Annotated in this window: 24 protein-coding genes and 1 pseudogene; 2 read left to right on the top strand and 23 right to left on the bottom strand. The window is 44.1% G+C overall.

Annotated elements, in window-relative coordinates; genetic code table 11:
- Window positions 1-45: 45 nt before the first annotated feature.
- From EFB11_RS11775 to EFB11_RS11655, 22 genes and pseudogenes are all read right to left on the bottom strand, one after another.
- Window positions 46-309, bottom strand: coding sequence for a DUF6870 family protein (locus EFB11_RS11775; RefSeq protein ID WP_122790399.1), 264 nt, complete (start codon window positions 307-309; stop codon window positions 46-48).
- Window positions 310-365: 56 nt separating this feature from the next.
- Window positions 366-716: a type II toxin-antitoxin system PemK/MazF family toxin gene (locus EFB11_RS11770; RefSeq protein WP_122790398.1), complete on the bottom strand. Its 351-nt coding sequence runs from the start codon at window positions 714-716 to the stop codon at window positions 366-368.
- Between the two features lie 542 nt (window positions 717-1,258).
- On the bottom strand, window positions 1,259-1,876 hold the full coding sequence (locus EFB11_RS11760) for a sigma-70 family RNA polymerase sigma factor (protein ID WP_243115223.1): 618 nt from the start codon (window positions 1,874-1,876) through the stop codon (window positions 1,259-1,261).
- Between the two features lie 589 nt (window positions 1,877-2,465).
- Complete coding sequence (locus EFB11_RS11750; protein WP_122790394.1) at window positions 2,466-2,675, bottom strand: winged helix-turn-helix domain-containing protein; 210 nt, start codon at window positions 2,673-2,675, stop codon at window positions 2,466-2,468.
- A 284-nt stretch (window positions 2,676-2,959) separates the two neighbouring features.
- On the bottom strand, window positions 2,960-3,361 hold the full coding sequence (locus EFB11_RS11745) for a DUF3887 domain-containing protein (RefSeq protein WP_122790393.1): 402 nt from the start codon (window positions 3,359-3,361) through the stop codon (window positions 2,960-2,962).
- Entirely contained in the window at window positions 3,345-4,055 is a 711-nt protein-coding gene (locus EFB11_RS11740) for a YhfC family glutamic-type intramembrane protease (RefSeq protein WP_122790392.1), read from the bottom strand. Before EFB11_RS11740 ends, EFB11_RS11745 begins: the two co-directional genes overlap by 17 nt.
- A gap of 14 nt (window positions 4,056-4,069) precedes the next feature.
- Window positions 4,070-5,683 carry a hypothetical protein gene (locus EFB11_RS11735; RefSeq protein WP_122790391.1) on the bottom strand — a complete coding sequence of 538 codons (1,614 nt, stop codon included), beginning with the start codon at window positions 5,681-5,683 and terminating at the stop codon, window positions 4,070-4,072.
- Window positions 5,652-6,386, bottom strand: coding sequence for an ABC transporter ATP-binding protein (locus tag EFB11_RS11730; RefSeq protein WP_122790390.1), 735 nt, complete (start codon window positions 6,384-6,386; stop codon window positions 5,652-5,654). Before EFB11_RS11730 ends, EFB11_RS11735 begins: the two co-directional genes overlap by 32 nt.
- Before the next feature lie 87 nt (window positions 6,387-6,473).
- Window positions 6,474-6,782: a DUF1648 domain-containing protein gene (locus tag EFB11_RS11725; protein ID WP_122790389.1), complete on the bottom strand. Its 309-nt coding sequence runs from the start codon at window positions 6,780-6,782 to the stop codon at window positions 6,474-6,476.
- Between the two features lie 14 nt (window positions 6,783-6,796).
- Window positions 6,797-7,393, bottom strand: coding sequence for an SdpI family protein (locus EFB11_RS11720; protein ID WP_015528511.1), 597 nt, complete (start codon window positions 7,391-7,393; stop codon window positions 6,797-6,799).
- Window positions 7,377-7,661 (bottom strand): autorepressor SdpR family transcription factor, encoded by a 285-nt coding sequence (locus tag EFB11_RS11715; RefSeq protein WP_040342330.1) that lies wholly within the window; start codon window positions 7,659-7,661, stop codon window positions 7,377-7,379. Before EFB11_RS11715 ends, EFB11_RS11720 begins: the two co-directional genes overlap by 17 nt.
- A 176-nt stretch (window positions 7,662-7,837) precedes the next feature.
- Complete coding sequence (locus EFB11_RS11710) at window positions 7,838-8,254, bottom strand: winged helix-turn-helix domain-containing protein (protein WP_122790388.1); 417 nt, start codon at window positions 8,252-8,254, stop codon at window positions 7,838-7,840.
- A gap of 131 nt (window positions 8,255-8,385) precedes the next feature.
- A complete protein-coding gene (locus EFB11_RS11700; RefSeq protein WP_122790386.1) occupies window positions 8,386-8,808 on the bottom strand; it encodes a YjdF family protein in 423 nt (140 codons plus the stop codon).
- Window positions 8,805-9,329, bottom strand: coding sequence for a PadR family transcriptional regulator (locus tag EFB11_RS11695; RefSeq protein ID WP_122790385.1), 525 nt, complete (start codon window positions 9,327-9,329; stop codon window positions 8,805-8,807). The genes EFB11_RS11700 and EFB11_RS11695 overlap by 4 nt, the downstream gene beginning before the upstream one ends.
- A 202-nt stretch (window positions 9,330-9,531) precedes the next feature.
- Window positions 9,532-9,654, bottom strand: coding sequence for a helix-turn-helix domain-containing protein (locus EFB11_RS11690; protein ID WP_442906884.1), 123 nt, complete (start codon window positions 9,652-9,654; stop codon window positions 9,532-9,534).
- Window positions 9,655-9,661: 7 nt separating this feature from the next.
- Window positions 9,662-10,900, bottom strand: a complete 1,239-nt coding sequence (locus EFB11_RS11685) for an ABC transporter permease subunit (RefSeq protein ID WP_122790383.1) — start codon at window positions 10,898-10,900, stop codon at window positions 9,662-9,664.
- A gap of 1 nt (window position 10,901) precedes the next feature.
- Window positions 10,902-11,789 carry an ABC transporter ATP-binding protein gene (locus tag EFB11_RS11680; RefSeq protein WP_122790382.1) on the bottom strand — a complete coding sequence of 296 codons (888 nt, stop codon included), beginning with the start codon at window positions 11,787-11,789 and terminating at the stop codon, window positions 10,902-10,904.
- Window positions 11,790-11,913: 124 nt separating this feature from the next.
- A complete protein-coding gene (locus EFB11_RS11675; protein WP_442906866.1) occupies window positions 11,914-12,978 on the bottom strand; it encodes a sensor histidine kinase in 1,065 nt (354 codons plus the stop codon).
- A 14-nt stretch (window positions 12,979-12,992) separates the two neighbouring features.
- Window positions 12,993-13,493 (bottom strand): VanZ family protein, encoded by a 501-nt coding sequence (locus EFB11_RS11670; protein WP_122790380.1) that lies wholly within the window; start codon window positions 13,491-13,493, stop codon window positions 12,993-12,995.
- Between the two features lie 22 nt (window positions 13,494-13,515).
- Window positions 13,516-14,211, bottom strand: coding sequence for a VanR-ABDEGLN family response regulator transcription factor (gene vanR, locus EFB11_RS11665; RefSeq protein ID WP_122790379.1), 696 nt, complete (start codon window positions 14,209-14,211; stop codon window positions 13,516-13,518).
- A 421-nt stretch (window positions 14,212-14,632) separates the two neighbouring features.
- A pseudogene (locus tag EFB11_RS17225) lies at window positions 14,633-14,755 on the bottom strand (winged helix-turn-helix domain-containing protein); the annotation flags it as partial.
- A gap of 198 nt (window positions 14,756-14,953) precedes the next feature.
- Window positions 14,954-15,496: an SLOG family protein gene (locus EFB11_RS11655; RefSeq protein WP_330510780.1), complete on the bottom strand. Its 543-nt coding sequence runs from the start codon at window positions 15,494-15,496 to the stop codon at window positions 14,954-14,956.
- A gap of 152 nt (window positions 15,497-15,648) precedes the next feature.
- Here EFB11_RS11655 and EFB11_RS11650 point away from each other — a divergent pair, with 152 nt between their 5' ends.
- Window positions 15,649-15,963: a helix-turn-helix transcriptional regulator gene (locus EFB11_RS11650; RefSeq protein WP_122790377.1), complete on the top strand. Its 315-nt coding sequence runs from the start codon at window positions 15,649-15,651 to the stop codon at window positions 15,961-15,963.
- Window positions 15,964-16,061: 98 nt separating this feature from the next.
- Here the strand turns inward: EFB11_RS11650 and EFB11_RS11645 are convergent, their stop codons facing one another.
- Window positions 16,062-16,469: a helix-turn-helix domain-containing protein gene (locus EFB11_RS11645; RefSeq protein ID WP_243115221.1), complete on the bottom strand. Its 408-nt coding sequence runs from the start codon at window positions 16,467-16,469 to the stop codon at window positions 16,062-16,064.
- Between the two features lie 427 nt (window positions 16,470-16,896).
- Here EFB11_RS11645 and EFB11_RS11640 point away from each other — a divergent pair, with 427 nt between their 5' ends.
- Window positions 16,897-18,078, top strand: coding sequence for an IS110 family transposase (locus EFB11_RS11640; protein ID WP_122788747.1), 1,182 nt, complete (start codon window positions 16,897-16,899; stop codon window positions 18,076-18,078).
- The last annotated feature ends 92 nt before the right edge of the window (window positions 18,079-18,170 follow it).

Raw genomic sequence — 18,170 nt, 5'->3', positions numbered from 1 at the left:
GAACCGGCGTCCAGGTACTTTTGCGGTTCCATTCGTGTCGAAGCCCTAAAGGGAACGCAGATAGCTTTCAAACTGTTCTTCCAGAGTGGTATGCTCCGCCGATTCCGAAAAGCCAATTTTGACTACGATCTTCCCGTGACGGAAGCAATACGGGTTATGGACCTGCCGGATAAAGTCAAGAATCCTTTCCTCTTTCGGCAAATCTGTATTGACGGCTACCTCCCGAATATCCACAAGCTGTGCCGGATCAACCGTTTTGATGTCCACCTGAGAAAATGTGTCCAGTTCTGACAAAGTTGGTATCTTCAAACAGGCCCCTCCTTTCTGCCTTTACCATCCTATTCAGAAGGGAACCCGTCCTATGCCTATGGGTTCAAGCCAATGCTGATCGCCAGCGCTGTATCTACCTCCTGCATTTTCTCCTTGCTGATTCGTCCGATATAGCCACGAAGCCGCTTTCGGTCGATTGTCCGTAGCTGCTCCAACAGCAATAGCGAGGTAGGGGCGAGTCCCGACACATTCTCCAGCAGAATATGTGTCGGCAGGCTGCTCTTGGCTTTCCTACTGGTGATGGCCGCCGCAACAATAGTAGGGCTAAAATGGTTCCCCACATCATTCTGGATAATAAGGACAGGACGAATGCCACCCTGTTCGGAGCCGACCACCGGATTCAGGTCTGCATAGAACAGATCGCCGCGCCGGATAGCCTTTCGCATATTTTGACCTCCTGAATATAAGTAAGCCGGAAACAGGGCAGGCCAAAAGACCTGCCCTGTTTCCGGCGAAATACTAAATCCGATTTGTTTTCTTGCTATGTGCCATTTGTCCTTGACACCCCGCACATATTGGGAAGTCATCAGCGACCGGCAGCGAACCGGCCCACGGGAATCTCACCCCTCCGAGGATCTCTCCGAGCTGCCCCCATTGCGTGATCCTGCGGTCAGGCAGGGCTGTGGCTGGACAGGAGTACCATTGTACCCCTTGCCGGTCATGGCCGCACCGGGTGCTGCCCGGTTTTTACAGACTGCCGTTACTCGCTCATACGGGACAGGATTGTACGCAAGACCAATTATGATAATCAGGTGGGATCTGCTCATCTTGTCCGTATATCATGGCGCGGCCCCTGAGTCGGCTTTTGCTCCTCGCACTGACAAGGGGGAAGTTACTGATGAATGAGTATGCGGTTGTCAAGGTCCAGGCGAAAGGAGAACTCTCAAAAAGAATGCCTTTCACCTATCGTCCTGAAAACCGGGGGGTGTCACCCCTGTTCCGCAAAAAATTTTTTTAATTTTCGGATTGCCAGGTTCAGCGATTTTGCAACCACCTGATGACTCCTTCCTTCCAGCCTGCCAATCTGCCGGATGGATAAGCCCTTAAAAACATACAGACAGAACCGCCGCTTTTGAATTTCTGTAAGTACATCTGCCTCAAAGAGTTTTTCAAACGCTCTCCGAGCATACAGACGGTTTTGAAACTCGGTCAGCTTTTCCTCCCATTCCTCGTCCAAAGGGCGGGTGGCGCAAACCTGCGTTTCCTCCAAGCCAGTAAGGGAGTCATCTTTTCGGGTCTGGGCGCTCTCAGCCCGATCCTGCTCATAGTAGATTTGATCGGACAGCGCCTTCAGTTCCGCAAAGTCTTTTTCTGTTTTGTCAGGATTCTCCTTCAGATAATCTTCCAAAGTAATTTCCAAGATCTCATTATGAAAGCGATAAACGATGTTTGGGCTGTTTTTGTTTATCGCATAGTCGCTTTTGCGATAATCATACATTTTCCTACCTCCGATTTGTTTTGCGAAAACAAATCGGAGATGGCGGCCCCCTGTTCCGTTGTTCAGGAAGCCTGAAAAGAAAGCGGCCGACTTTGTACTGGAATACAAAATCAGCCGCTTTCTGGATATGTGCATTGAGAAGTCCAACAGGGTAGGCAGCACCGGCAGGCGGAGGCTTATCCCCGCTGGGGGCAAACTCCCGCGCACAAAAACGCCGACCAACACCTATTGAAATTTGTCCATTGAAAGCCGTGTGTCGTTTGAGTGGGACAAAAAGTAACTTCCCAATGCTGTGGATGGCATCGTCCATAGCACCGCTACTCCTTGCCCGCCATTATGCGGACGGCACACAGGCGGCTGGCATCATCCCCTTTCTTTTCTTTGTGTAGCAGCATCTTGCTGCCGCCTTTGCTGATATTTAGTTATAACTGCGAAAAAATTCGTGTTTTGTCGCTTCCAAATAAAACAGCGGTCTTTATCTAACATTAGACAAAGACCGCTGTTCTATGGACCACTGTTCATCTGCGCTGCGATAGATCATAGGCCTCACCTCACTCAATCTGCTTAACAGGGATATGAGATAAACTGCCACATTATCAATGTATCAGACAAGTTTCTTCCTGATTTCATCAGGAAATGTAAAGTTTCCCATGACGCTCACAGTAGTCACACTGGTTCATCAACAGCCACTATACTTTTAATGTTCGGTTGGTTCGATTTTATATCCCACCCGAAACACAGTCTTGATATAGGTGGGGTGCTTCGGGTCAGGCTCCAGCTTGCTCCGCAGACGCCAGATCGTGTTGTCCACGGTATTGGTGCCTAATTCATAGTCCTCGCCCCAGGCCGCATTGTAAAGCACGCCCAGGGCAGCGGGCCATGCAGTAAAGGATAGAGAACTCTCCATAGTTCAGACAGATCTCCACACCGGCCTTCGTAACTCGCCGCTGCTCCGGGAATATCTCAATATCGCCCAAAATTAGGTGTGAGGGTTCGAGGTTAGCAGCATGAAGGACTTGGATGTTCCTTTCTTGTAAGATGTCTATAATAGCTCGGTAGATACTTTCATCAGGATCAGAAGTTCGTATTACTATGATCTCTCCCATGCTGCTCACCTCCAGAGGGAATAGCGTTTTCGTATTCACATTTTAGAACTGCAAGCGGATCACAATAGACCGTACAATATCTCTTTCATTCTGCCAGCCTAAACCCAGCTACGGAATTATCCTCAAAAAAACTTGCTGTAAAGGTTAGTTTTCCTTTTTCATAATTTGCAATTTGAATAACTCGTACAAATTCGATCCCATCATCGGTCTTGTCAGCTACATACGACACATCGCCATAGCTTTCAAAAGTACCATAGGTTTCAATTATTTCACCGCTTGCTTCAAAGGTCGATGCGTCTACTGTTGGATTGTTATAGATTTCAGCAACGCCGTCATAGTCAAAAGCATTTAGCGTATCAATCATTGTCTGTGCTTTTTGGGTTAGTACATCTGTATCTGCCCATGCTGGAAGATTGTTATTTCCACAAGCGGTTAATGTTGAGATTGCAATAAAGCAGCAACCTAAAAGACTAATTATTTTTTTCATTGGACTGGATACCTCTAACACCTTTTAATGTAAAAAGTAATAAAATTGCAGAGAATAGAAAAAGCCCGATTTCAAATACAAACGGTGAAATGCCATAATCAAGCAGTATGAGAGGAAAATCGTACACAGTATGAAGGCAGATTGCCAATATTAAATAGCGATAAGTTTTTTTCTGATAACTGCAAAAAACAATATAGGAAAATGCAATTTGAGCAAGCAATGTGGAAATCCGTTCTACACCTGCCAAAGCAACATCTGCGCCCATATTGATAAGGGTGTAAGGCGAGCATACGAGCAATATTACACTATTTACCCCAACAGATAGTGCCTCAATGCCTCCGTGCCCTAAACCGAAATATAATGGCGTATTTTGTGCTGGCTGACCTTTTACGAAAAAGCGAAATGCGATATATCGTCCTATTTCTTCTGCAATCGCCGCCGAACCTGCTAAAATTGCGATATGGGCAACTCGGTTTGTCGTTATCAAAATCCTATATGAATCAATGCTTTGTAATAAGGCAAGAAAGGGTTGGCGGAAAAGTATTTGTGCAACTAAATATGTGCATACACCCACAAGAAACACTTTCAGTTCTGCCTTTGCGTTTTTTGATCTGATTAAAATGATTAGTAATATAGCTATCGGAAATACGACACTTACAGTGACATTAAATAGCGCACTCAGCAAACCTACCATGTGATACTCCTTGGCTAAAGGCCTTGATATAACTGCTCTGCTTCGTTGTCAATCCATATCATCATTCCTAAAACGAGCAAAAGATTGGCGCCACAGGCAATCCAACTCCCCATAAATAAAGCACTTGCGAAAAATCTCAACAGCAGATATGCCGTCCCACAGGTAACTACAACCCCGATCAAGGCTGTCAAAATCGCTGGTAGACTTTGCTTGATAATATGGGTGACATTCTCCCATTCAAAATTGGGGAAAATGAGATTTAAGATGTAACCCATCATTCCGATCAGCACCGAACACAGCAAAGGAAAAGCATACCCCAGCATAACTTTGGGGAAAGGCCATTGCAAATACAATGCCATGATGGTATTCAAAACCAAAATGGTCGGTACAGACATTGAGAGATGATGCAGCAGCTTTACTCGAAAGAGGCTCTTTGCCGCAATGGGTAAGGATTTCAGTATTTCAATCTGTTTTCCCTCGATGGAAATGCCGACATAGGTTGTGCAGGAGATTGTTGTCAAGATAGAAAATGCATATATGAACAGCACATCATAATCAGCAAAAGGCACCTGAAAATATGCGGCCAACTGATAAATGTATGGTGTGATCTTATCCGACATTAAAACAACCAGCAGAACAAAGACCGCAGCAAAAAGCAATCCGCAGGCAGTATTGGTCAGATATACCGGAAGCGAAAAATAACGTGTGCGCTCTCTTTCTAAAAGAGCAGATACCGGGCTGTGCTGTTTCGTGGTTTGTTTGTTCCAATCGACGGGCTGACTTTTTGAGCCTTGTATCGCGTCATTGCTATACCAGTTACGAAATATTTTGATTAGACCATAGAGCAGAGTAACGCCTATCAGGAATACCCCACCGAAGTATATGCCTATCAACAGATAGTCCCCGTTAAGCAATCGGTGAATATACTGGCCTACATAGAGTGTAAAAGTCGAGGTAGAAATAACATCCCCAAAATTTCCGGCAGCTATATCTGGGAATTTGCAGAACATGAAAATCATAAACGCAAACAAAATCAGGATAGCCGCCGCTGCCTTTAGTCGGGCAATACGAGCAGAGGAACTTTTCAAGACGCGGTAAATCTGTGTTCCGATCATTGTTCCCAAAAGGACGGGAATGGCAGGAAAGAGGATGGTTATTCCAAGCACAATTAGATAAAACGGAAATTCCATATCTGCGGTCAGGCCAAACAGCACCATCATAGGAAGCAGCAGCGCCACAGTAAGGGCGACCTCTACCATAAACAGGACAGTCAATTTGGAGAGTATCAATGTACGCAACGGAATTGGAAGTGCAAGCACACTGTCAATATTAGTATCGCTAAGGAGCAGGCCACTTCCCCAAAAAATACTAATCGCAATATTAAGGATCGCGCAGATCAGAACCATAGGAACAACCAGTTCTGTCACTACTTCCTCCAACGACCACGCAATAGAGTAAATGATTTTCAAGGAGTAAATCAGGTATGCAAGCAATCCCATTAGGATCGCGGCTATCAGCAGATACAACGTGATCGTTTTTGTGCGGTTCTTTGTATCTGCATATCGAAGCTGATTGGCATGAGATAGCTGCAAAAGATTATTCCTTAGTAGGGGTAACAGAAATTTCATCGCCATTCATCTCCATAAATACTTCTTCCAAACCCTTTGTCCCAACGATTTCTGTCGTCCTGCCGGAATACAGCAATTGTCCATGCTTAATAACGGACACTTTATTGCACACCTTTTCTACCACATCAAGAATATGGCTTGAAAACAGAACGGAATTTCCACTTGCACAGAGTTCTTTCATCTGCTCTTTCAGGATCACAAATGCCTCCGGGTCTAATCCGACGAAAGGTTCATCCAATATCAGCAGTTTAGGCGTGTGTGAAAAGGCGGCAATCAGCGCAAGTTTCTGTTTCATGCCGTGGGAGTAAGCGGAAATCAAGTTATTCAAATGCGGCCCCATCTGAAAAGCTGAGGCCAATTTCTCGAAGTTTTGTTTCCGCATCTTGGACGGTACTTCGTAAATATCACAGATAAAGTTGAGATACTGCAATCCAGTCATATACTCGTCAAGCTGGGGATTATCTGGCACATACGCCATCTTCCGCTTACAAGCCATCGGTTCTTTGAGGACAGAAGTTCCATCCAAAAGGATTTCTCCCTCGTCGATGCCGATGATACCTAAACAGGCTTTCAATGTTGTGGTTTTGCCAGCTCCATTCTTTCCGATGAAGCCCATTATGTCGCCATCTTCCACGACAAAACTAAGGTTGCTTACAGCCTTTTTCGCACCGTAGCTTTTGGATAAGTTCTTGATTTGTAACATAGCATTCCTTGCCTTTATTTAGAAAAATTTCAAAATGACATTCAAAAAAAATAACCGTTCCGCCACCAAAGTTCTTGTTGGGGCAATTCACTTCATCCCCAAATAGATCATGATGCCCGTTGCTACGAATGCAACAACAGCCATGATATAGTACATATACGGCTTTGCATTCTCTTTCTGGCTGACGGTAAAGCCAGAAATGAGGTTCAGCAGGACACAGGCCACGGGAACGCCGAACACTACAACATTGCGGGGCCAGAAAGAATTTGCTACTCCGGCAGAATCAAAATGGATGGGGATAGACTCCGGCAGGCGATTATAGAAAGCGAGAAAGACTACCAGCGTCAACGCACACAAAACGGTGCTGATAACAATATGCTTCGTTGCAGATTTCATAAGTATTACCTCCTTTAGTTGCTTTGTTTCCTCTTAAAAAAGAGGACAAGTGAATAGACCAACGGGACAACGCCAACCAGAAAAATGATTAGCGGAACGGTTACAAAAATAAGATTGTGCAGTGGATGCAGAATGCTGACAATACCAGCCAGTATCCATGTATAACTGCCCAGCCGATGCGTCTTGTACCAGCCTTCTTCATCATTGAATAGCCACGGAAACTTTAGTCCGACATAGGGATTGATGTGGTTTTTGGGAAAATAATTGCCACTGACAATAAACAAAATACCAATAAAAACATACCAATAAGTATCTTGCATGGTCTTGGCAGGAAACAGTACGGAATATACCTGCGGGATCAAATATACAACTCCCGCAATCGGCATAATCCATTTGCCCAAAGACACTAACGCCTTGGCTCCGTTTGTCGAAGCAATTTTGATATTAAGCGCAAGGTTCAGAACAATATTCAGCAAAACGGCAATCACATAGAGCAGAATATAGTTTTCGTTACTGGCCCCGCCCATGTGGGACAGCGCGAATGCTACGATGGACAAAATAATGCAAATTGTACTTGTCAGAAACAAGGTTCGTTTATTTTTGGGGTTCATCTTTATCCTCCTGAAATTGCATAAGCCACATAACAACACTTTCAAATACCGATGTATTGATTTCATAATAGATGTATTTCTGATAGCGCGTTTCAAAAATCAAATCAGCCTTTTTTAGAGTAGAAAGGTGGTATGAAATAGTGGCATTAGTCAAGTCAAATTCTGCGGCAATTTCACCGGCTGACATCTTCCGTTTTTGTTTTAGTTTCAGTAATATCTCCCGTCGGACGGGATCGCTTAATGCTTTGAAAATATTAGGTAAACTCACAGTGCTTTCACCTTTGCCTCTGTTATTTTGAAGAATCTCTAAATGATATTTTCATTGTAGCACAATAGGAAAAAAAGTCAATGTTCATTTTGAAAATTTTCTAAATGGTGCCATCGAATGAAAGAACGCCAAATGTAGTATCGACCTGAGCCGCTACATTTGGCGTTCCCCGTATATTATCGTTCAATTTTATATCCCACCCGGAAAACAGTCTTGATATAGGTGGGGTGCTTCGGGTCAGGCTCCAACTTGCTCCGTAGCCGCCAGATCGTGTTGTCCACAGTGTTGGTGCCTAATTCATAGTCCTCACCCCAGGCCGCATTGTAAAGCTGCTCCCGGCTGAATACACGCCCAGGGCAGCGGGCCATGCAGTAAAGGATCGAGAACTCTCCGTAGTTCAGGCAGATCTCCACACCGGCCTTTGTGACTCGCCGCCGCTCTGGAAATATCTCTATATCGCCCAAAATTAGGCGTGAGGGTTCGAGGCTGGCAGCATGAAGAAATTGGACATCCTTTTCTTGTAGGGCATCTATAATAGCTCGGTAGATACTTTCATCAGGATCAGAAGTTCGTATTACTATGATTTCTCCCATGCTGCTCACCTCCAATGGGAATAAGTTGGGAAAACACTGATTCCTGCTTCACTTGATAAACATACAGGCACAGGTTATAAAAGATGTTATCTGCTACCGCAAAGGGGCATAAAATCCATTCTATCTTTATGTTATCTTCCTCTGTGCTTGGCTTTCTTCTTTTCCTGTCGTATGGCAAACTGGCGGTCTTTCTCCGCTTCTTTCTGCTCACGGCTCTTGGTTTTGCGTTCCAGCTTACATTGCTCATGCTGGAGTTTCAACGCCTGCTGCGCCTTTGTTCCAATACCTTTATCTTGCAGTTGGCTTTGAATTTCGCGCTGCATACGTTTGGGATTGATTTTTCGCTCTATGGCTACTTCGGCTTGGATTGGGGGACTGAATTTCAGCCTGTGCCAATTCTTCAGCAAAAACTCATAGACCTCGTAATCTTTAGGCTCTGAGCCAAAAGTGATTTTGCATACCTCGTACTTGCCATTATCCGTTCTTTCATACAGACCGATCCAAAATGGAGCTTCAAACAGGATGGTCAAACTGCTTTGGGGGCCTGTACTCATTCTTCTAAGAACTGCCCTTCAAAATGATCCAGCCATTCCAGAAGGGTGCGATAGAGAAGCTGCTGCTGCTCAAAAATCGTTCTCCCAACCAAGGGAATGTCTGCAAATTCCCGCTCATAGCCCTCGTTCGATTCAGCCGAGGACTGTATGCTCCGGCGCAAAGTCGAAACCAGCTCCAACGCTTCGGCTTTGTCCATCTTGTTCAAATTGGTAATGACCACATTGAAATCGAATAGCAAGGGTACTGGGCCAGCGGCGCAAGAGGCCATCAATTCCTTGAAATACGCTTTGCCTTGATTGGTAATAGAATAGATGGCCTTATCCGCAAACCTATCACCCTTGACAATATCGCTTTGCAAATAACCCTTCTCACTCAACTGGAGAACCTTACGATAAATAGAAGGTACGCTTATTTTAGTCCAGCGAGAAAAATGGTGGTACTCCACATCCTTCTGAATGTCATAGGCGCTTCGTGGTTTCTCCAATACAATACCAAGTATGACTAAGTCGATTGATGACATAACGACACCTCCAAGGTTTGCTATTAACAATAATACTATTATTGATAGTAAAAGTCAAGAAGGTTCTCTCGAATAAGGTGTCTTTTGAAGTGCAATCAACTATTGTGGCATTATATGAGGAAGTCTCCTTGCGTTTAATATCCATTGTCTTATGTTTGATTGCCGGACGCAGGGCCAGCAGGCCGCCGCGTCCGGCGCTTTCTCATAGGCTGTTCAGGATAACCCGGATCAGCTTATTTTGCAAACGACACTTCATGTACTCGTCCACCCGCACATGGGGCATACCGTCCAGATCGTAGAGCGTCCGGGTACACAGCTTGTTTATATAGTTGTCAAGCGACTCGGTGCTTACAATAAGCCCGAATTGCCAAAAACAAGAACAGCGGAATTTCTAATGCTGCGGAAATCAGGATAATATATGGCGTCCAAAAACTCATATCTCCGATATATAAAAAGTTAAAGCCATAAAGCTGATAAAGAAAATTGTTTTGCAAGCCAATACCAGCAGAGGGCAAAATTGTAGAAACCCAAACAGAGCTGCCCAATGCAGTATAAACAATAGTCGGTAAGAGCATAACAGCAAGTGAAATCAACAGGGCGCTCAATGAATCCTTGCATTTTGCAGATAAGAACAGCGTACAGCTAATACTTGCCAACAAGGATAAAAGGCCCGATAATACTAAAATAATTTGAAGTTGTCCCAAATTGATGTTAGGCAGGTTTATAATTGAGAACAACATCTGGAAAGATGTTTTCAAGCACTCTGTTCCAAAGGCAAGATTGATGATAGATAAATGGATCACCATTCCCACTATGAATACGACTGTAAAAATAGCACCGGCGGCCAGTATCTTAATTACACTAAATTTCACACGGCCATTTTTGGTGCAGCGCATAATGCTATCGCTTCCAGTCTGATATTCATTAGCAAATGTTGGCGCTACCATTGCAATGCACAAAATGGAGAGTATAAAAATATACAGCTCGATATAATCAAACGCATCCCGGCTCAAACCAGAATAAAGCTGGTAAGGCTTATCTACCTCGTCATACTTTTCTGATGCAAATGCTCTGGCTGATGGATGTTCTTTCTGTTCAAGGTTCATTATGTCATTCAAGTGAGATGCAAATTGTCCGTAAAGGTTTTGTTCTACCATATCTGGATCAATCTCCATTAGATCAGCCCCTATGCCCGTTTGAGGGTCAGCAAAGGCTTCCGGCAAGCGATCAAGAAGCGGTCGAATAGCCATTACATTTTCTGTATAAACGTCCAATGGCATATCTTCTACTGTGCCATATTGCTGAACATATTTCTGGTATATTCGTAAAGCATCTGCAATTTTTTGCGGTGTAACATCTCCATAGGTATCTTGTCGATACTCTCGCTTAAATTGAATTGCTTCCATTCCGTTCAGTTCAACAACAGAACCATTGTCACCGGGACGATTGATGGATTCAAAACTAATCGGGAGATATGCCATGATTACCGCCAGAAGCAATGCAGCGGTAAGTAAAATGATGGTGCGCCGGGATTTCATAATTCTTTTTACTTCCAAACAGAATAACCGCATATCAATTTCCCTCCTTTTCATGTTCGGCTTGCGGGAACAGCCAGAGATACAAGTCCTCAAGCCGCGGCGATATTGGAGCAGAGCCTTCGATCTCAGATTTTTCAGACAGATACCGAATGGATACTTGGTTATTATCTTCTCCGCGCTGATTGATAATCCGTAAGTGCATCTCATACTGGCCCAAATCTCTGGCCGGTATCGTACAAGTCCAGACCTTCCCCTCAATTTGCTTTACAAGCTCGTCTGTTGTCCCGACATCAACAATCTTTCCGGCTTTCATAATTGCATTTTGTGTTGCAATATACTCAATGTCAGAAACAATGTGGGTAGAAATGAGTACAATGCGATCATGGGAAAATTCCGAAATAAAATTACGGAAACGCACGCGCTCTCCGGGATCAAGCCCAGCAGTTGGTTCGTCCATGACCAAAATCTTCGGGTCGTTCAGCATAGCTTGGGCAATACCTACACGCCGTTTCATTCCTCCCGATAATTGAGCAATCTTTTTGCGCTTTACATCTGAAAGGGTAAGTATGTCCAGCAGATAATTGATTTTTCTGCTGGTTTCCCTTGTAGGGACGTCCTTTAACGCAGCCACATATTCGAGATAATCCTTAACAGTAAAATCACGGCTATACCCAAAATCTTGCGGTAAAAAGCCAAACAGATCCCGGTAGTCTTTCCCCATTTTGCGAATATCCGTACCATCATAGTAAATGGTTCCGCTGGTCGGTGCCATGATGTCGGCAATCATCCTCATAAGGGTTGTTTTGCCTGCTCCATTTGCACCGAGAAGTCCCCATACGCCATTTGTCAGGGTCAAGCTAACATCATCGACAGCGGTTTTATCTTTGAACTGCTTGCTTAGATGTTCAATTTTTAATTCCATCATCATCACTCCTTTTCCATTTTCAAACAAAAGTAAAGCCTCTGCTCACTACTTATTGTAGCGAACAGAGGCTTTACAATCTCTAATTTTGGTGTGGAATACTCCTAAGAAAATCCTAAGATTTTTAATCTGCAAGTGGTATTGTAACCGTAAATGTTATCATCTCGTTTTGGCTTTGTGCGGTTATTTCTCCACCATGTAGATTTACAATTTCTTTTGCAATCGAAAGACCTAAACCAGCCCCACCTGTATTGGATGTTCTGGCCTCGTCTAAACGGTTGAATTTATCAAAAATTGAATTTAGCTGCTCTGCTGGGATGGTTGGCCCGCAATTCTGAAAAATCACAACAGCATAACGATTTTTCTTTTTTGCAGATATACATATTTTAGTATTGGCATAACAGTATGATACTGCATTTTTCAACAGATTATTAAATACTCTGGCAAGTTTTTCGGGATCGCCCATAACAGTTAAGCCATCGTCCATAGATACTTCCGTTGTATTTCCTTTTGCGGAAAGAGTAGGGTAGAAATCATCAATGACTTGGGAAAGCAAAGCATATAAATCAACTGATTGCTTCTCTATTTGAACGGTATTGGTATGGTAGCGCGTAATCTCAAACAATTCGTTGATTAGGGTTTCCAGTCGCTCTGACTTATCCAGCGCAATGCCAATATATTTGGCTTTTTGCTCTGCTGGCATATCGGTTGCTTCGTTAAGTAGGCTCAAATATCCTATCACTGTTGTCAAAGGTGTACGAATATCGTGTGCCAGATACATTACCATTTCATTTTTCTTTATTTCAGCTTCCTTTGCAGCCTGTTGGCTTAAAAGTACGGACATTTTAATCTGGTTCATCTGGCTTTCAACTGCCCGAAGCGGTTCTGATAATTCGATAGCATGGTTGTTCTGCTCATAGATAATTTCTGTGGCATTTATAACCTCATTCAAATATCTCCACGGTTTTTTCCAGTAAAAATAGAAAATGCCGCAAAAGCCAATGATTAAATACAACGCAAAGAATATATCTAACCGTTGAGAAATCCATGTGCAGATCGGGGACGGGAACAATTCCAAAACATAATTTGACAGCAATAATCCAGCAAAGCCAATCATTGCATATAAGGCCAAAAACAAAAATAGATGCGAACAAAGCCTTTTCTCGATGGCATAACAACTATTCTTCAAAACTTTCACCCCCATTAGTTTACGGCAAGCAAGAATAGCAATCCTCCGCCAACAATTACAGTTACAATAGTGGCAGAAATAATAATTATTTGATCTACTCTTTTCTGATTATGAAACAGCCGGACAATGGTGTTATAGAGAAAGACTCCAATCAAACCGCCTGAAACATTTGTAATAAGGTCTGTAACATCAGATCTTCCTACTGCCAAAACATATTGGCAAAGTTCCAGCAGCACGCTCATTCCAGCAATCAGAAATAGTTTGCCACTAAAACGGAGTTTCTTGAAAATCAGGCAAAGATATATTCCAAACGGTACAAAAATCAATACATTCTCCAAAACTTCTGTCGCATGAAAACTGACTTCTTCTTTGTAGTAGAAAGGAATTAGGTTGATTTCTCGCATCCGATCCAAGTCTGCAATGGAGAATTGCAGCTTAAATAGAATAATCCATACCAATAGTACCAAATACAATAAAAATAGAACTGGTGTAATAAAGTGCGATTTTTTCCTCATATCAATCTCCAACCATAGTTATTTATATCTTATACCCAATACCCCACACTGTTTTTATATATTGCGGCTTCTCTGCGGTGTCCTGCAATTTTTCTCTTAAATGCCGAACATGAACAGTAATTGTGCTGCTGTTTTTACTATAATATTCGTCTTTCCATACCATGTGGAATAAATCTTCAAGGCTTACAACCACACCTTGCTTTTCAAGTAGAATACGCAGGATAGAAAACTCTGTTGGAGTTAGAGAGATAGGAACGCCATTCAACGTACATTCATAAGTCTGCGTGTTAAGTGCCAGTCTCTTATAAGTCAGAATGGAGGCAACACGATTTTCGGTTTGAACCGAACTATATTTCTTATATCTTCGCAACTGTGCCTTTACCCTTGCAATCAATTCAAGGGGACGAAAAGGCTTTGTCACATAATCGTCTGCCCCTAATGTTAGTCCTGTTATCTTGTCTGTTTCTTCATCCTTTGCAGTCAGCATAATTATAGGGTAGGTGTACTTTTCCCGAATCTTCTGGCAAATTGAGAATCCATTTACATCCGGCAACATTATATCAAGTATAGCGAGATCAATTTCTTGTTTTTCAATACAATCTAATGCTTCTCTTGCGGAATAAAACTTGTATACAGTATAATTTTCATTTTGCAAATATACTTCCAGCAAATCTGCTATATCCTGTTCATCGTCAACAACTAAGATTTTTTCTGGCATCTAACCCCTCCATCTATATAACAACACCATTTATTTATAGCATATCAATTTTTGCTAAGCTAATCTCAACGAATTGCATGAAATTTGATTAAGAATTTCCTAAGCTCGTAAATATAACTGTTGGCATCCAGTCCTGATTATCTAACTCCCGTCTTTTTCACAGCCGTGGGTTCTGATAGACTTATTATACTTTGTTCCGTGATGATAGAACAAGCCAGGAAATATAAATTATAGGGTGTAGTAGCGCCACAATTTATATGCTGAACACGAGATATGACGCAGCACTTGATTATGAAGCTGCTGGAAGAATTGCCAAACTTCCCGATAGAACAGGAATAAAAAGAGCGCCGGACGCAGAGGCATACAGCCCCCACGCCAAGCGCAGAGCCAGTAGATCATCATGCTCAATGCTTTTGGCATACTATTTTTCAATTTTGTATCCCACTCGAAATACAGTCTTGATGTAGGTGGGGTGCCTGGGATCAGACTCCAGCTTGTTCCGTAGGCGCCAGATCGTGTTGTCCACGGTATTGGTGCCTAATTCATAGTCCTCGCCCTAGGCCGCATTGTAGAGCTGTTCCCGACTGAACACATGACCAGTGCGGCGAGCCATGCAATAAAGGATACAAGGCACAAAATATGAATTATTGCATAAGTGCTGGTGTGTTAATGCTTGTATTTACAATATAAAAGGCGCCAAATGCAAGCCCAAAGAAGGTCACGCCCGGCGCTCTTGGGTAGCTTACATTGGGTAGGTTATATTGGCTGTGTCTGGGTGAATCAGAACTACCGGAACATTGTTCTTCCTTGCATACCCGACACATTGCATGGTTCCCGAACGCAAATTTCGCTTATCATCATAAACCGCTACCAGGTAGTCAGCCTGATCCACCATGTAGCAATTCCTTTTGATATAACTCTCCCGGCAGTCCTCGTCCCCAATCACTTCTTTTTGGCTGCAATGCCGCAGGATAAACTCCATCCGGCGCTTGCTTCGTTCATCCCACTTGGAATCATGGCCGACAAACGGCAGGGCTACGATCAACTCAATGTCACCATATCCAGGCTGCTCCTTCAAGCGGAGAATTTCTTCCGCCGCCCACATATCCACGCCCAAAGCGCCGCCCACATAAAAGCGCCGGACAGATTCTTCATCATGCAGTTTCTGAAAAACCTCCCGCATGGTTTTTTTAATTTTTTTGCAGAGGGAGTAATCCTCCGCATACTTGAATTTGAAGCGGCTTGGACGATGCCCGGTAACGGCGCAGCTATAAGTGTTTTTCACCAATCTCACCTCGTTCTGCACTTTCACGCATATAAACAGAAAATAACGCAATTAAAACGGCGTAAAGCAGTATATAAACAATATTATAACACATACTATGTTCATTATCCAAGCGTTTCATCTGCTATCCTTGTATGTAGCGAGGTGAGGATATGGATGAAGAATTTATCCGCAATCGGATCACCGAATTGCGTTTGAAAAAGGGTGAGTCAGAGTATCAAATGAGTTTGGCTTTAGGGCAGAACCGGAGTTATATCCAGGGGATTTCATCCGGGCGTTCCCTCCCGTCAATGGCTCAATTCCTGAAAATCTGCGATTACTTTGAGATCACCCCGTTGCAGTTTTTTGATACCGAGGCAGTCAATCCCCAACTGATCCGAAAAGCAATGGACGGAATGAGAAAACTCAAGGACGAAGATCTGATTATGCTGATCGGCTTTATCAACCGGCTGCAATCCGATGACTGACGGCAAGGGGTTACGGCCCCTGTCCGTCTTATTTTTTGCAATTTTGGGCCAGCTATTACTTTTTTCTTCATCCGTAAGTATCTGTTCACCTGTACGGTTCAAGGGGGTATAAAAATGGACTGCCCCCCAGTCCACATACGAATCGGGCGGCAATTCTGCCGCCCGATTTTTGTTTCAAAGCCATCCGCAAAGGAGTAGGAATCCGCTGTCGGCAAAGTGGCAGACTGCTCCCCAGGTGTGGGATCGGGGGCGTTACAGGCATCCGCAGGGGCGCTTTCCGGCTGCACTGCCGGGGATTCATCAGACGCATCATCTTCCAGCACAGGGGCGTTTTCCGGCTCGTCAGGGCAGAGTAAGTCAGAGCATAAAGTATAGAGGTTGCTGGTCTGGCCGCCGTTCTTACGCTCGTCAAACCGGGCCTGCTTGACGATATACCCCGCTTTCACCAACTCATCCAGCGCCCGCTTTACAGTGGACACCCCATAGCCGCACTTGGCGGCTATCATCATCCAGAATGAAAAGGGTGTAGGGCGCCATTGTCGCTGTCATCGGCATATCGCTTCACCTCCTTCCAGACAGGTCGGTTTGCTTAGTTGGCGCCGTGGCGGTTACGATACCAGCCAAAATAGAAAAGGCCGCCAATCATGGCGGCGGCAGCGGATACGCTCAAAATTGCTTTTTTCATATTGGCTCCTTGTATTATAGAGTAGTAGTTATTAGAGCCCCTCTCCAAGGGCTGTGCTACACTGTAAGGGATGCTGTGGATTGGTTGGCGGCTCCTACCACAAGATGGTTCACGAAAGGTTCCAACCACAGCCCCTTACAATTTTGTTAATCAGTTAAATACCGCCAGACGGTTTATGTGGAACAAGGCTACAAAAGTAAGGTGTACTGTGGATACAGCATCACATATTTTCTCTGGAGGTATTTGTTATGGTAGTTTCTGTTGGCATTGATGTCTCAAAAAACAAGCATGATTGCTTCATTGTAAGCTCAGAGGGTGAAGTCCTGGCGGATGTTTTTACTATCCCTAACAACATGGACGGTTTTGATGCTCTACTGGAAAAAATTCGAGCTTGTACTACACCGCAGGACAAAATAAAAGTAGGGCTTGAGGCAACCGGGCATTACAGCTACAACATTCTTGGGTTTCTTCTGGACAACGGTCTGGCCACCTATGTCTTGAATCCCCTACGCACGAACCTCTACCGGAAAAGTCTCAGCCTGCGAAAGACCAAGACCGACCGTGTAGATGCTCGAACCATTGCTGCTATGCTGTTATCCGATGTGGGCCTCAAACCCTACACGAATACAGCATATCACAACGAGGAACTAAAGTCACTCACCAGATACCGTTTTGACAAGGTGAAAGAACGAGCAAAGCTGAAAAGCTCAATTTCCAGACTGGTTTGCATTCTCTTCCCTGAACTGGAGAAGCTGGTGTCCTCTCTCCATTTGGCGACTGTCTACGCTCTGCTGGAAGAGTTTCCAGGTTCCAAACAGATTGCCAAGGCACACCTGACAAGGCTCAAAACCCTTTTGGGAAACGCCTCCAAAGGTCGCTACGGTCGGGATATGGCTGTTACTATCCGGAGCGCTGCTCAGAATTCTGTTGGGTCCTGTATGCCTGCCAAATCCCTGGAATTGCAACATACCATCCGGCTTATCCGTGAATTGGATGCTGAGATCGCTGAAATCGAGGCTGAAATTGAGACAATGATGGACAAGATACAGTCTCCCATTATAACTATCCCTGGCATGGGCTTTCGTATGGCTGCCATGATTCTTGCTGAAATCGGCGACTTCTCTCGGTTTGAGTCGCCGGACAAATTATTGGCCTACGCCGGAATGTCGCCTTCTACTTACCAGTCCGGGCAGCTCAAAAATTGCTATCCCCACATGGAGAAGCGTGGCTCTCGATACTTACGCTACGCTCTTTACAACGCAGCCAAGTATGTCTGTCACTGGGACCCAACCTTTGCTGCTTACCTTGCTAAGAAAAGAGATGAAGGCAAACACTACAATGTCGCACTTTCTCATGCCACCAAAAAGTTAGTTCGTCTGCTGTTTGCCCTGGAAAGATCCAGACAGCCTTATTGCAGCTTGGCGGCCTAATTCCATCTTGTTAGCCTACGCCGGGGTCCCTACGGACCTCTGCTTTGCTATACCTTTCTTGAACTATCTCTTTTCACCACCACCATTCATTT

This window comes from Intestinibacillus sp. Marseille-P6563 (assembly GCF_900604335.1).
In the GTDB taxonomy this organism is placed as follows: domain Bacteria; phylum Bacillota; class Clostridia; order Oscillospirales; family Butyricicoccaceae; genus Butyricicoccus_B.
Note: the sequence above shows the minus strand (reverse complement) of the source record. Positions and strands in the feature narration are given on the sequence as shown.